The sequence below is a fragment of the Cyanobium sp. Maggiore-St4-Cus genome, assembly GCF_024345615.1.
In the GTDB taxonomy this organism is placed as follows: domain Bacteria; phylum Cyanobacteriota; class Cyanobacteriia; order PCC-6307; family Cyanobiaceae; genus Cyanobium_A; species Cyanobium_A usitatum.
Map to the genome: position 1 here is coordinate 98,024 of NZ_JAGQBL010000004.1, position 14,048 is coordinate 112,071.

The following is a 14,048-nucleotide window of genomic DNA, read 5'->3' on the forward strand; positions in this document are numbered from 1 at the left end:
GCTACTTGCTTTTTCGCAGTTCAGCGAACTGATTCCCTCTTCGAGACAGCCACGTACGTCACACCATGTCAGTTTCCAGCAGCAGCTTTGTTCACGGTGTGGCGTCAGGCGATCCCTACGCCGATTCGGCGATCCTCTGGACCCGTGTCACACCACCCGCCGGCTTCGCCGGGCTACTCGACGTCCGCTGGGAGGTGTCACGCAGCGCCGGTTTCGAGGCAGGCTCGATCATCGACAGCGGCACATTCAGCACCAGTGCCGACCGCGACTGGACCGTGAAGGTGGAGGCCGATGGCCTCAGCCCAGACACCCCCTATTACTACCGCTTCCGCGTCGGGGATGTGGAATCGATGGTGGGGCAGACCAAGACTCTTCAGGTTAATAGTGATGCGGTGCGCCTGGCGGTGTTCTCCTGCAACAACTTCACCGCCGCCGAACAGTTCGCGGCCTACGGCCGCGCCGCCGCCATCAACGCCGTTAACCCTTACGACGCGCTGGTGCACCTGGGCGACTACATCTACGAATACGGCCCCGGAGGTTTCGGAGCCGCTGAGGATGCAGCCACTGATCGGGGCTTCCTGCCGAACCGCGAAATAATCAGCCTCGACGACTACCGCCAGCGCTACGCCCAGTACCACACCGATCAGAACCTCCAAGACCTGCGCGCAGCAGCTCCCTTGATTGCCATCTGGGACGACCACGAAACCGCGAATGACAGCTGGAGCGGTGGCGCGGAAAATCACCAACCTGCAACAGAAGGCGATTGGATCGCGCGCCGCAATGCTGCCCTCAAGGCCTACTACGAGTGGCAGCCAATCCGCGAACCGCTCCTGCGTCAAGGGGTCGACAAGGGCGATGCCACCACACCACTTACCCAGGGCTACCGCTCCTTCAATTTCGGGGATGTTCTGTCGCTGCATGTGCTCGAAACCCGGCTGACAGCCAGGGATGAGCAACTGGAATACCCAGACGCCGCAGCCGTACAGGCCCGTATTGGGGCGATTCTTACGAACCCCACCGAGCTCCTTGCCTACGCCGGCAAGCTCGGACTCACTCCTCCCACAACCCCGCAAGCAATCCCGGCCTTCGGCGCTGCCATTGCACCGGCTGTCACCCAGGAGCTGGTGCAGGCCACCGTGCAGAAAGCCTGGGGCGATCCCAGCCGGGATCTAATCGGCGACACCCAGCTGGCCTGGCTGCAGAAGCAGATGGCTGGATCAAACGCCACCTGGCAGGTATTGGGCCAGCAGGTGTTGATGCAGTCGATGGCCGTTCCGGCGGAACTGCTGCTCGACGCCGGCAATCCCGCCCTGCTCGACAAGTACGCCGCACCGCTGCAGAAACTCGCCACCGGCACTGCTTTTGCCGATCTGTCGGCGGCTGAGAAGGCCCTCTTCTCAGAAGCCGGCAAGATCCCCTACAACCTCGACGCTTGGGATGGCTACGGCGTCGAGCGCGAGACGATCCTGCAGACCGCCCAGGCCCTGGACAAACGGCTGATCAGCCTCGCCGGCGACACCCACAACGCCTGGGCCGGCGTGCTCGACACGATGAGCGACGGCACCCAGCCCGCTGGCAGCGTCGCTGGGGTGGAATTCGCTACCCCGGGCGTGACCTCCCCTGGTTTCGAGAAGTACCTGCCTGGCGCTGATGCCTATATCCGCGCCAAGTATCCAGCCGTGGATGGCCTCGATGGCCTGTTTCTGGGCTATGTGAATGGACTTAAATACGCTGAGCTCAACCGCCGTGGCCTCCTAGAGCTCACAGTGAGCAAGGATCAGGCAGTGGGAACGTTCCAGCTGCTGAACGGCACTGATCCGCTGAGCGGCAAACCTGTCTGGAGCAGCGAAACGGTCGTTTCCAGCGCCAGCTTTGCCCTCTCAACCAGCGCCGAAGCCTTGCCGCTGATCAACTGGCAACCGAGCTGGAAAGAGCTGGATCTCAACTTCGGCCTGGCCTTCGACGCCAAGGGAGTTCCCACACTGCTGGACCCAGCCGCTTACGCCAGCGTGCCCCGCGATGGCGTGCAGCTCGCCGATGTGCGGGTGCAGGGCTCCGTTGGTGCCGACCGGGTGGTGGTGGGCGCCGGAGCCATCGTGGAGGCCGCTGCCGGCAGCGATGAGCTTGACAACACGGACAGCCTGGGCGGGAACGTGCTGGCGGGTGGGGTAGGCACAGATCAGTTCCTCCTGCGGGCCGCCGGCGACACGGTGATCGGCGGCGAGCTGCGGGCCAATGCGAGCGGCCTGGGCCTGCCCGCTGTCGTGGGCTTTGTGGATAGCGAGCGCGATACCTTCCTGATCGACAGTTCCAATCCGGCGCCGGCTGGGAGGCTACGGATCCTCGATTACGAGATTGGGATCGACCGGATCCTGCTCAATGGAGTGACCTTGCAGACACCCTGGCCGCAGATCAAGAGCCAACTGCAGAGCCTGAACATCGATGTCAACGCGGCGCCGCAACTCAGCGGCACAGTGAGCACATTCAACCTCAAGCGCGGCCTTGAGGTGAGCCAAGACCTGGCCTCCTTCGTAAGCGATGCCGACACGGACTCTCTCACCCTCATCAAGCTCGACGGCCCTGCCTGGATTACCACCTCTGGCACCACACTACGGGCCACGGCACCTCGCACCCTCAACGAGCAAGATCTGCCTAATCTCAATCTAAAGCTCGCTTTCAGCGATGGGAAGGTCTTGGTGCCCTTCGCGCTGCCGCTGGCTCTTCTGAACGTTGCGCCCACCGCGCTGAGTCTCGCCAACACCATCCCTTCCCTGGCCGAAAACACCAGCACCGCCAGCCGCATCAAGGTCGCTGACATCGTCATCGCCGATGACAACCTCGGCTCCAATGTCATCAGCCTCTCCGGCCCCGATGCCGCCAGCTTCGAGGTGGTCGGCACCGAGCTCTTCCTCAAAGCCGGCATTGCTCTGAACTTCGAGGCCAAAGCCTCTTACGCCCTCACGGTCCGTGTCGTCGATCCGGCCCTGCCTGGCAGCACTGCCCTAAGTGCTAATTACGCTCTGGCCATCACGGATGTCAATGAGGTCCCTGGAGTTCAAGCCAATACCACCGTCGTTTCCGTCACCCTCCCCAACGGCGACATCAAACCGATCACGGTCAGAATTGATGACGGCGATCTCGCCCCAGGCACCAACCTCTCGGTCATCAGCAACCTCGGCATCAATCCCGCTGGTCTCACCAACCTGGCCACGCTCGGGGTCACGACCAATAAATCGGGTCTTGATTTCCAGCTCACAGTTGATCAAGGCGCCAGCGCATCCCTCAATGCCCTTCTCGATCTGGTGGCGGCAGACCTCCTGCCCCAGCTCACCAACCCCACCGGAGCAAGGCGGGCCGATCGCAAACTCCTCTATTACGCCGTCAATTCAACAACAGGAGGATCCATCTCGCCCCTCACCTTCGACCCGATTACCGGCGCCGGCGCACGCTTCTTCGACCTCGACAACAACGGCACCGCCGATTTCTTCTCGCTCAGCCTTATTGAGGGCGGCTACGGCGACAAGGATGGCCGAGTCAACGGGGTCATCGATGATCCATCCGTCGGCGGTTTCGTCGACCTCACCAATCTTCGGTTCTCCAGCGCCGGCTCCGGCATCGTCACCGTCGGCGATCCCACCAATGCCGCACCCGCATCCGTAGGCCTCCGCGCCACACTCTCCAGTCGCCCCAGTAGCTCCAACCAGATTGGCTATGTGGTGCTCAACCCCTCAGAAGTCCCTACCTCTGCCACCCTGCTTACTGATCTCACTTGGCTGCGCGGCAGTGCCCGCACCCTGTTTTCCAGTCTGGAGAGCACCGATGTCACCCTCCCAGCCGGCAGCTCCTTCGATCGGGACATCCAGCTGATCAACGGCCAGAGCATCAGCTTCTTCGAGGTTCAAGACGGGAGCCTTGACCAGCTCCCTAGCCTGGCCGACAGCCGCTTCAGCCTGTTCACAACAGGGGAATTCGCCAACGGTCAGGTTGCATTCAGCTCCAGCAGCGGCGTGCGCTTCTCCCTCAACCTGCTGCCAAACGATCCTGGCCTCAATGCCCTGATCAGCCAGGCCCAGGGGCAGGCACCCGTTTTAGATCTCAGTGCCTTCAGCACCGCCCAGAGCCTGAGCGGCACAGTGGCTTTTGGCCGGGAAGCCGATTTCAATTCCGTCGCTGGCTTTTACCGCACCCTCGATGCCTCAGGCACCGTGCTCGGGGCAGACTCCATCACGCGCTTCAGGCCCGGTGACAGCGGCTACATCGCAGCCGCCCTGCGCACGGACAACCTCATCGGCCAGCTCGGCAATCTCAGCGTTGCCGATAACCAGACCGCCAACTTCAGCTTCAGCGGCGTCACGGGCGGTACCTTCCTGGCACCATTCGCGCAGGTGAATGGCAATACCTTCTTTGCATTCGGCGGGGCCAACACCGATCGCCTCAGCCACTTCCGTTCGCTTGGCAACAACCTCTTCGGCCTTGAAGATATTGTCGGCGGTGGTGATAAAGATTACGACGATATGGTGATCGGATTTAACTTCTCTAATGTTGTTTAATTTAGGCGAATCTGTTACTCCCTAAGGTCGGCCTTGAGTGCCTTACCGCGCCGGACCGCAGCACATGGGCTGTGGTTCGGAGAGCATCTGATGATCACCCTCCACCAATACACCTTCGATTCACTCGAGCAAGCCGGCTTCGGCTAGATCACGCGTCACGATTACCCAGCGCCCGCTGCGCCGCCTTACCAGCCAGCCAAACGCTGGCGACGGTGGCCAGCAGGCCGCCTATGCGCAGGGCCCAGGTGCCGGCATCGGCCTCGCCGGAGAGCACTTCGCCGAAGCGGGCCACATCGCCGGCCAGGGCGCCCAGGCCGCAGAACAGAATCGTGCCGGGCAGGATGCCGATCAAGCCAATGGAGTAGTCGCGCAGGCTCACCTCGCTGAGGCCATAGGCGAAATTGAGCAGGGAGAAGGGAAAGGCCGGCGAGAGACGGGTGAGCAGCACCAGCTTCAGCCCCTCCCGGCTCACCGCCTGCTCGATCGCCAGCAGCTTCGGCACCGCCGCCAGGCGCCGGCGGGCCCAATTGCGCAACCAGGTGCGACCGAGCAGGAAAGCGGCCTCGGCCCCCAGGCAGGCCCCTACAAACACGATCAAACTGCCCCACCAGGTGCCATACAGGGCGCCAGCCAGCATCGAAGCCCACACTCCTGGCAGCAGCAGGGTTACCCAGAGGGCGTAGAGGGGCACAAAGGCCAGGGCACCGAGGGGGGAGCGCAGGGCGGGCAGAAGCTGGTCGAGCAGTGCCGATCCATCCATGAACGAACCGTAGCGGTGGGCAGAGCCAGCCCGGCGCCCTATAACCGGCCCAGGCCAGGACACATCCAACGATGACCATGCCCAGTCCCACGGGTCGCAAGGGGGGCCGCGGCCCCTGGCCGCTGGTGGCGGCCCTGCTCGCCCTGGTGATGCTGGCCGGCCTTGGCAGTCGCCTGTGGCAGCAACGCCAGCAGAAGCAGGTCGAAGCGCGGAAGGCCGTACCGCTGCTGCCCCGCCAGGTGTCCGCCCTGGGCCGGATCGAGCCCCTGGGCGGCATCAGCCAGGTGTCGGTGCCCAGTTCCCTGAGCAATGACCGGGTGCGGGAGATCCTGGTGAAGGAAGGCCAGGAGGTGCGTAAAGGCCAACCTCTGGCGGTGCTCGAAAGCATCGACACCCTGGAGAGCAGTGTGCGCCAATCCGAGGCGGAGATCCGCGTGGCCGAGAGCAAACTGGCCGCCCAGGACAGCGTCATCGCCCGCTACAAGGCCGACCTGCGCCAGGCCAGTGCCGAGGCACGCCGGGCCGAGCAACTGTTCGCCGCAGGGGCCACCAGCGCCAACCGGGTCGAAAAGCTGCAAGCTGACGAAAGCAGCGCCAAGGCCCAGCTGGCCGAAGCGATCGCCACCAAGGCAACCCTGGTGGAGGAACTGCGTTCCAGCCGGGCCTCCCTGGACAAGGACAAGACCGAACGGGCCAAGGCCACGGTGCTGGCGCCGTTCTCCGGCACCGTCTTCAAGGTGCATGCCCGCCCCGGCGACAAGGTTGGTGAGGATGGCCTGCTGGAAATGGGCGACAGCAGCCGCATGGGCGTGATCGCCGAGGTTTATCAGAGCGATCGGCCGATGATCGCCCTGGGGCAGAAGGCCAGCCTCAGTGCGGATGGTTTCAAGGGCCGCAAGGTGGAGGGCCAGGTGGTGGAGATTGCCCGGGAGGTCAGCCGTCAGACCGTGTTCAGTGGCCAGGCCGGCGAGAACCTGGACCGGCGAGTGCTGGAAGTGAAGATCGGCCTTACCCCGCAGGAGTCGGCCCTCGCCAGCCATCTGAACTACCTGCAGGTCAATGTGCTGTTCGCCCCGCTGACCGCGGCCCAGCAGGCTGACCAGAAGACGGCCCGGGATCGCGTCCTGAGTGGCGCGCCATGAACCCGTTCGCCGCGCTGCGCCGCACGCCCCTGGCCTGGCGTCAGACCAGCCATCGGCCCATGCGGTTGCTCGCCGCCATTGCCGGAGTGAGCTTCGCCAACGTGCTGGTGTTCTTCCAGCTGGGGCTGGCCAGCGGGTTGTACGCCAGCCAGAAGCGGCCGCTGCAGCGCCTCAATGGCGAGCTGGTGATGGTGAGCCGCCGCTACACCAACCTGGGCGAACCGCTCAACCTGCCGCGCAGCCGCCTGATGCAGGCCCTGGGGGTGCAGGGGGTGGAAGCGGTGACACCGCTATACATCGGCAAGACCGACTGGCTGAACCGCGACAGTCGCGAGAAAAAGCAGGCCCTGATTTTTGGCCTGGCGCCGGAGAATCCAGCCCTACGCATCCCCGAACTGGAGGCCGATCGCGACAAGTTGCTGCGTCCCGATGGCCTGTTCTTCGACACCCTCTCCAAGAAGGCGGCCGGTCCAGTGGCCCAGGTGGTGACCAAAGACGGCTTTTATGACACCGAACTGCGTGGCAAACGGGCGGTGGTGAATGGCCTGTTCACGATGGGCCTCACATTCGCCGCAGACATCAACCTGCTGACGTCGGCCAGCAACTTCAAAACCTGGTTCCCCGATCAGAGCAGTGATGACATCCAGCTCGGGGTGATCCAGCTGGAACCGGGCGTGAGCCCGCAGCGGGTGCAGGCCACCCTGGAGAGCTTCCTCGATCCCTCGGTGAAGGTGCTCACCCTCAAGCAACTGGAAGCCGTCGAAGTGGACCATTGGCGCAACAACACATCCTTTGGTCTGATCTTCAACCTGGGGGTGCTGGTGGGCCTGATCGTCGGCGCGATTATCGTCTACCAGATTCTCTATTCCGACGTCAGTGATCACCTGCCGGAATACGCCACGATGAAGGCGATGGGCTACAGCGATCGCTTCGTCGTCGGCATCATCGTGCAGGAATCGGTGCTGCTGGCTGCCCTGGCCTTCGTGCCCAGCCTGGTGCTGGCGATCGGGCTCTATGCCGTGCTGGCCAACTCCACCTCGCTGCTGATCGCCATGACCGCCCAGCGAGCCGTTGCGGTGTTCGCCCTGACCCTGACGATGGCGGCCGGATCGGGCTGGCTGGCCACCGGCAAGCTGCGGCGGCTCGATCCCGCCGACATCTTCTGATGGGGCCGCTGGACGCTGCAGCCGGCTCACCCGATCACACCGGGCGCGAACTGCGGATCGAGGTGCAGCATCTGAACCACTGGTTCGGCGAGGGGGACACCGCCAAGCAGGTGCTCACCGACATCAACCTGACCGTGCATGCCGGCGAGATCGTGATCCTCACCGGCCCCTCCGGCTCGGGCAAGACCACCCTGCTGACCATGCTCGGCGGCCTGCGGGCCGCCCAGAGCGGCAGCCTGCGGGTGCTGGGTGAAGAGCTGCTGGAGGCCGACAACACCACCCTGACCCGGCTGCGGCGCCAGGCCGGCTTCATCTTCCAGGCCCACAATCTGCTGCCCTACCTGACGGCCCTGGAGAACGTGCGCTTCGGCCTGGAGGTCAGCCCCGTCTGGCTGGGGCAAGGCCGGCTGGCGATGGATGACTGCGCCGCCGTCATGCTGGGCCACGTGGGACTGGGGGAACGGGTGAATTACTACCCCGAGAAACTCTCCGGCGGCCAGAAGCAGCGGGTGGCGATCGCCCGCGCCCTGGCCCCCAGCCCCCGATTGCTGCTGGCCGATGAACCCACCGCAGCCCTCGACAAAACCTCCGGTCGCGATGTGGTCGACCTGTTCCGCCAGCTGACCGACAGCCACGGCGCCGCGATCGTGATGGTGACCCACGACAACAAGATCCTCGATATCGCTGACCGAGTGGTGAACCTGGAGGACGGCCGACTGGTGGCCGGCAGCTAAAGCGCCTAGGACAGGTCAAGCTGACGCACCACCAGCCGGTTGCGCCCCTGGCGCTTCGCGGCATAGAGGCAATCGTCGGCCAGCTGCTGCAGGGCATCGACGTCGCAGCGGGGGGATGTCTGCGGGCACCACAAGGCAAGGCCGACACTGATCGTGAGGCGATGGTCGCAGTCGGCCGAGGGATGGTGGATGGCGGCAGCGGCCACGGCCTCCCGCAACTGCTCACAGACCGCCGCGGCCTGGCTGGCCTCGGTGTGGGAGAAGATCACGCCGAATTCCTCACCGCCGAGCCGGGCCACGAGATCGTTCTCTCGCTGGAGGTGGCGCGCCAGCAGCTTCGCCACCTTGGTGAGGCAGGTGTCGCCGTAGGCATGCCCCATCGTGTCGTTCACGGCCTTGAAGCGATCGATGTCGATCAGGGCCAGAGCCAGGGGGGATCGCACCGTGGCGGCAGCCACGATGGCCGCCTTGAGATGGGAATCGTAGCGGCGGCGATTGGGCAGCTCGGTGAGAGCATCGAGCAGCGCCAGCCGCTTGGAGCGCTCGCTTTCATAGGCATGGAAGAGCAGGCTCAACAGGCTGCTCATCGCTTCGATTCGCTCCACCTGCTGCTCGGAGAAGCGGCTGTCGCCGGCCAGACACACGGTTAGCACCGGAATGGAGACGCCCCGGGAGTCGAGCCGCAGGCCCAGGTAGTCGCTGCCCCCCTCGGCCTGCAGCACCCGCAGGAAGGGAAAGGGCGGATCGGCTCCGGCGGCGAGCCGGAGGCGAAAGACCCGGCTACGAGTGGCGAGGAAATGGAGCGGGCTGGAGCGGTGCTCCTCGGTCTCGAGGAAATCCCGCTGCATCTGCATGGTCTTGACCTCGCCCGGCCTGGTACGCAGCCACACGTACTGGCTGCAGTCGATGTCGTCTTTGTCGGGCAGGAAGGCCAGCGACAGCCGCAGCACCTCCAGTCCCCAGGCCCTGAGTTCCTGGACGAACAGCAGCACAAACTCCTCGAAGCTGCGCAGGGTCGACCAGTTGTCGAGGATGTAGCGCTCCAGCGGCACACTGGCGGAGCCGGGCGGACGACCACTGGACTCGGGATCCGCCAGGGTCAGGTCGCGATCCGCGGCCCGCAGCTCGGCCTGCAGCTGAGCCACCCCGGAGGGCGAGGCCCAGGGGGAGTCGCGCAGGAAATCGAGCAGTTCCTCCCAGGTCATGGGCCTGGCGACCAAATAACCCTGGATGGCATCGGCCCCGAGCCTCAGCATCGCGGCCAGGTCGCGATGGTTCTCCACCCCCTCGGCGATCACGGTCTTGCCGAGCTGATGGACCGTGGCGATCAGGGAGCCCACGAAGCGCTGCAGGCGGAAGGAGCGGCCGATCCCCCGCACCAGGCTGAGATCGAGCTTGATGGCGTCGTACCAGGCCTCGCTAACCCGGCGGTAGTTGGAGAGGCCGGAGCCGAAGTCGTCGATGAACAGCCGGAAATCCAGCTCGTTCTTGAGCCACTGCGACGTGGAGACCAGACTCCGCTCCTCCTTGACCAGACCGGTGGCCGCGGTTTCCGTGAGCTCCAGACAGAACAGCGACGCATCGACCCGATGGGCGCGCAGCAGGGCGATCAGCTCCGCTAGGCGCTGGGGCGTGGCCACCGAGGCGCTGCTGACATTCACGGAGATGTAGTCAATCCGTGAGGCCAGGGGGCCGAGCGCCTGACGCGCCTGACGCACACCGGCAAGCCGCTCCAGCAACAGGGCATCGATTCGGTGGGCGATTCCCATGGCCAGGGCCCGCTGGAAGACGGCCTCGGTGCCAAGCCCGGCCAGTCCAGGGGGCCGGAACCGCATCAGCAGCTCCAGCCCGATCTGGCCAGGACTCGCCAGCAGGAGGATGGGCTGAAAGCGCAGCTCCAGATCCTCGGCGCTGAGGCCGAGCAACTCGCGCTGGATCGCATCGTCGGCCTCAAGCCGCTGGCGGTCGCCGGGCCCGAGCAGATGCAGGGCGCGCGGGTGCTCGTCGGCCAGGCCCTCACCGAAGGTCTGGAGCCGCAGCCAGGCCTGGGCGCTCTCGCCGCCGTGGAGATACTGGGCCACGAGGCGGATGTCGTCGTCCTGGCCGGCACCCGCCAGAAAACGGGTGCAGACCCCAGCGGCGCGGGTGCGCAACTCCTCCAGCCAGGCCTGGCACGCGCCCGGATCCAGCAGGGGATGGTCCACCTCGAGCCCGAGGCTCAGGGCAAGGGAGACGTCACCGGCCCGGTAGCCGCTCCAGGCCCAGCTCTCCGGCAGGGCGGCCTCCAGGTCCTGCTGGAGCGCCGCGAGGATGGAGGCGATGGAGGTGGTGGGCTCCGCCAGAAGACGCTGGCGCCCGAGGCAGCGGCAGTGGAGCGTCACCAAAAGTGCGACGGGCCTGGGGCCGGATGGCTTCAGGGCGGCGGCGTGGGCCTCAAGGTCATGCTCCAGGGCAAAGCGGGAGAGCAGGGCGCTGGGGCCGTCGCGGCGCAACGCCGCTAGGACGAGGCGTTCACGACGCGAGCGACTGCGGCGCAACAGCGCTGCCGCGGCAACCGAGCCCAGGGCCAGCCCCGCCAACAGCGCAATAGCAACGTGCCCACTGAGCACCGGCGCCGGCGACCCCGCACCCGGACTTGATCGAACCGCCAGGGGAACCGCCAGGGCGCCGACCAGCAGAACCAGGAAAAGTCCTGCCCTTCTTCGTGGCGGACAGCCCATGCGGGGTTAAGACTCCAACGCAGGGCTCGCAGCGGGAAACGACACCACCAACAACGCCATTGCGGTGTGCATTCCTAGCCAACCCTCGACACACCATCTCAACGCTACTGCGCTAGGCCCGCGCCCATGGGACCTCGGCTCGGCGCACCCCCTCCAGCAGGGGCGGCTTCAGCCCGCTAGATCCCCCAGCCGCCGGCGGGCCAGGTCCGCCTGGGCTTCAGCTTCGGCCAGGTTTGCCTTGCACTCCAGCACCACCTCAGGCGGGGCCTTATCTGCAAAGTTGGGATTGGCGAGGCGACCCGCCAGGCCCTTGATCTCCCTATCAGCCTTGGCGATGTCCTTCTCCAAGCGACCGCGCAGGGCGTCGAGATCCACCAGGCCCTCGATGGGCAACAGCACCTGCAGCTCACCACTCACGCCGGCCAGGGCCTTGGCGGCCGGAGCAGCTTCGGCCTGCTCGGGGCTAAGCACCGCCACGCTCTCGGCTCGGGTGAGGGCCGTGATGTCGGGGCTGGCCTCCTGCAACAGGGCTGCCAGCTCAGCGCGGCCAGTCACAAACGACACCGGCGCGCTCTGGCTGGGCTTGAGCCCCGCCAAAGCCCGCAGGTTGCGCACCACCCGAATCGCCTCGATCAGCTCGGCAAACTGGGCCTCAAGCTGGTCGTCTAGAGCGGCCTGATCAAGCGCCGGCCAGCTCTGCAGGGCCAGAAAGCTGCTCTCTGGCTGGCCAGTGAGGCCGTGCCAAAGCTCCTCACTCAGGTGCGGCATCAGCGGATGCAGCATCACCAGCAACTCGCCAAGAACCTTGGCCAACACGGCGCGGGCGGTGCGCTGGTCGGCAAGGGCTGCTGGGCTCGGGTTTTCACCTGGGTTGAGCCGCCGCTTGATCAGCTCCACATACCAATCGCACACCTCGTTCCAGGCGAACTCATAAAGCCCCTTGGCCACCTCGCCCAGGCCGTAGTTGCCATAGCGCTCCGCCGTTTCGCGGTTCACCCGCGCCAGCCGCGAGAGGATCCAGCGATCGGCCAGCTGCAGAGCCGCCGGATCCGGCTCGCCCAGCGAAGCGGGCATCTCGCCCCCCAGGTTCATCAGGGCGAAACGGGTGACGTTCCAGAGCTTGTTGGCGAAGTTGCGGGAGGCCTCCACCGTGGCGGAGGTGTCGGATTTGCGGTCGTAATCGAGGCGGATGTCCTGGCCGGCACCGGCCACCTCACGCACGAGGGCGAAGCGCAGGGCATCGGCGCCGTAGCGCTCGATCAGCAGCAGCGGGTCGATGCCGTTGCCAGACGACTTACTCATCTTGCGGTTCTGTTCATCCCGCACCAGGCCGTGGATATAAACGTCTTTGAATGGAATCCAAGGGATTCCAGAACCTTCCCGACCACTCATTAGGGCGCCAGCCATCATCGTCATCCGGGCCACCCAGAAGAAGATGATGTCGAAGCCCGTCACCAGCACGCTGGTGGGATACCAGCGCTCCAGGTCGGCAGCATCGGCATCGGGCCAGCCCAGGGTGGAGAAGGGCCATAGGCCGCTGGAAAACCAGGTATCGAGGGCGTCGGGGTCCTGCTCCAGCACCACGGGATGGGCGTGGGTGCCAGTGCCGTAGATGGATTCGGCCTTCGCCATGGCTTCAGACTCATCGCGGGCCACCACATAGGGCGTGTTGTCGGTGATCACACCGCCCGTTTCACTCACCACAAACCAGGCGGGGATGCGGTGACCCCACCACAGCTGACGGGAGATGCACCAGTCGCGGATGTCGGTGAGCCAATCGCGATACACCTTGCTCCAGCGCTCCGGCACGAAGCGGGGATCGGCGTTCTCGAGGGCCTCCCGGCAGCGGGCCGCCAACGGCTCTGTTTTCACGAACCACTGGGTGGAGAGCAGCGGCTCCACCGGCACCTTGCCGCGATCGGAGAAGGGCACGCTGTGGCGGTAGTCCTCCACCTTCACAAGGAAAGCTTCCGCCTCCATGGCGGCCACCACCGCTTGGCGAGCCTCGAAACGATCCAGGCCGGCGAAGCGGCCTGCCGCTTCATTCATGGAGCCGTCCTTGGCCATCACCGTGATCAGCGGCAAGTTGTGGCGCTGGCCGATCGCGAAGTCGTTGGGGTCGTGGGCCGGGGTCACCTTGACGCAGCCGGTGCCGAACTCCGCATCCACGTGGTCGTCGGCCACGATCGGAATCTGGCGGCCCACCAGGGGCAGGGTCACGGTCTGGCCCACTAGCTCGGCGTAGCGCGGATCCTTGGGATTCACCGCCACGGCCGTGTCACCCAGCAGGGTTTCGGGACGGGTGGTGGCCACTTCCAGGAAGCCGGCGCCGCTGGTCAAGGGATAGCGGAAATGCCAGAGATGCCCGTCCACCTCCTTCATCTCCACCTCCAGATCGCTCACCGCCGATCCCGAGGCCGGGCACCAATTCACCAGGTATTCACCCCGGTAGATCAGCCCCTGCTCGTGCAGGCGGTTGAAGGCCTCGATCACGGCGGCGCTGCAGCCGGCGTCGAGGGTGAAGCGCTCGCGCTGCCAATCCACCGAGTAGCCAAGGCGGCGCAGCTGGCCCACGATCGTGCCGCCGCTTTCAGCCTTCCACTGCCAGGCCTTCTCCAAAAAGGCTTCGCGGCCAAGATCCTCTTTGCGCTTCCCCTCAGCCTTGAGCTGCTTCTCCAGGATCGTCTGCACGGCGATCGAGGCGTGGTCGGTGCCCGGCAGGCAGAGCACGTTTTTGCCGCGTAGGCGCTGGAAGCGCACGATCGTGTCAATCAGGGCGGTGTTGAAGGCATGGCCCATATGCAGGCTGCCGGTCACGTTCGGCGGCGGAATTACCACAGAAAAGGGCTCACCCGGTGCCGCAGGATCCGGGTGAAAGGCACCGCTGCTCTCCCAGGCCTGCTGCCAGCGGCTTTCCGTGCCCACTGGGTCGTAGGTTTTGGGCAGAGCGTCGATCACAAGATTGACTTTGAAGTT

Annotated in this window: 7 protein-coding genes; 4 read left to right on the forward strand and 3 right to left on the reverse strand. The window is 65.2% G+C overall.

Annotated features, from left to right (window positions below):
* Positions 1-65 precede the first annotated feature (65 nt).
* Positions 66-4,550, forward strand: a complete 4,485-nt coding sequence (locus KBY99_RS05075) for an alkaline phosphatase D family protein (RefSeq protein ID WP_254997745.1) — start codon at positions 66-68, stop codon at positions 4,548-4,550.
* A 148-nt stretch (positions 4,551-4,698) separates the two neighbouring features.
* Here the strand turns inward: KBY99_RS05075 and KBY99_RS05080 are convergent, their stop codons facing one another.
* Entirely contained in the window at positions 4,699-5,310 is a 612-nt protein-coding gene (locus tag KBY99_RS05080) for a TVP38/TMEM64 family protein (RefSeq protein WP_254997747.1), read from the reverse strand.
* Positions 5,311-5,387: 77 nt separating this feature from the next.
* Between KBY99_RS05080 and KBY99_RS05085 the strand changes: the two genes are divergently transcribed.
* The 3 genes from KBY99_RS05085 to KBY99_RS05095 are packed head-to-tail and all read left to right on the forward strand — an operon-like array spanning position 5,388 to position 8,352.
* On the forward strand, positions 5,388-6,452 hold the full coding sequence (locus tag KBY99_RS05085; protein ID WP_254997749.1) for an efflux RND transporter periplasmic adaptor subunit: 1,065 nt from the start codon (positions 5,388-5,390) through the stop codon (positions 6,450-6,452).
* The gene (gene devC / locus KBY99_RS05090; RefSeq protein ID WP_254997750.1) at positions 6,449-7,618 is read left to right on the forward strand and encodes an ABC transporter permease DevC; all 1,170 of its coding nucleotides are present in this window, start codon (positions 6,449-6,451) and stop codon (positions 7,616-7,618) included. Before KBY99_RS05085 ends, devC begins: the two co-directional genes overlap by 4 nt.
* On the forward strand, positions 7,618-8,352 hold the full coding sequence (locus KBY99_RS05095; RefSeq protein ID WP_254997751.1) for an ATP-binding cassette domain-containing protein: 735 nt from the start codon (positions 7,618-7,620) through the stop codon (positions 8,350-8,352). Before devC ends, KBY99_RS05095 begins: the two co-directional genes overlap by 1 nt.
* 5 nt (positions 8,353-8,357) lie before the next feature.
* On the opposite strand, the gene KBY99_RS05100 is transcribed toward KBY99_RS05095, so the two are convergent.
* Together KBY99_RS05100 and KBY99_RS05105 are read right to left on the reverse strand one after the other, a co-directional pair.
* A complete protein-coding gene (locus KBY99_RS05100; protein WP_254997752.1) occupies positions 8,358-11,072 on the reverse strand; it encodes a GGDEF domain-containing protein in 2,715 nt (904 codons plus the stop codon).
* Between the two features lie 168 nt (positions 11,073-11,240).
* The gene (locus KBY99_RS05105) at positions 11,241-14,027 is read right to left on the reverse strand and encodes a valine--tRNA ligase (RefSeq protein WP_254997892.1); all 2,787 of its coding nucleotides are present in this window, start codon (positions 14,025-14,027) and stop codon (positions 11,241-11,243) included.
* Between the last annotated feature and the right edge of the window lie 21 nt (positions 14,028-14,048).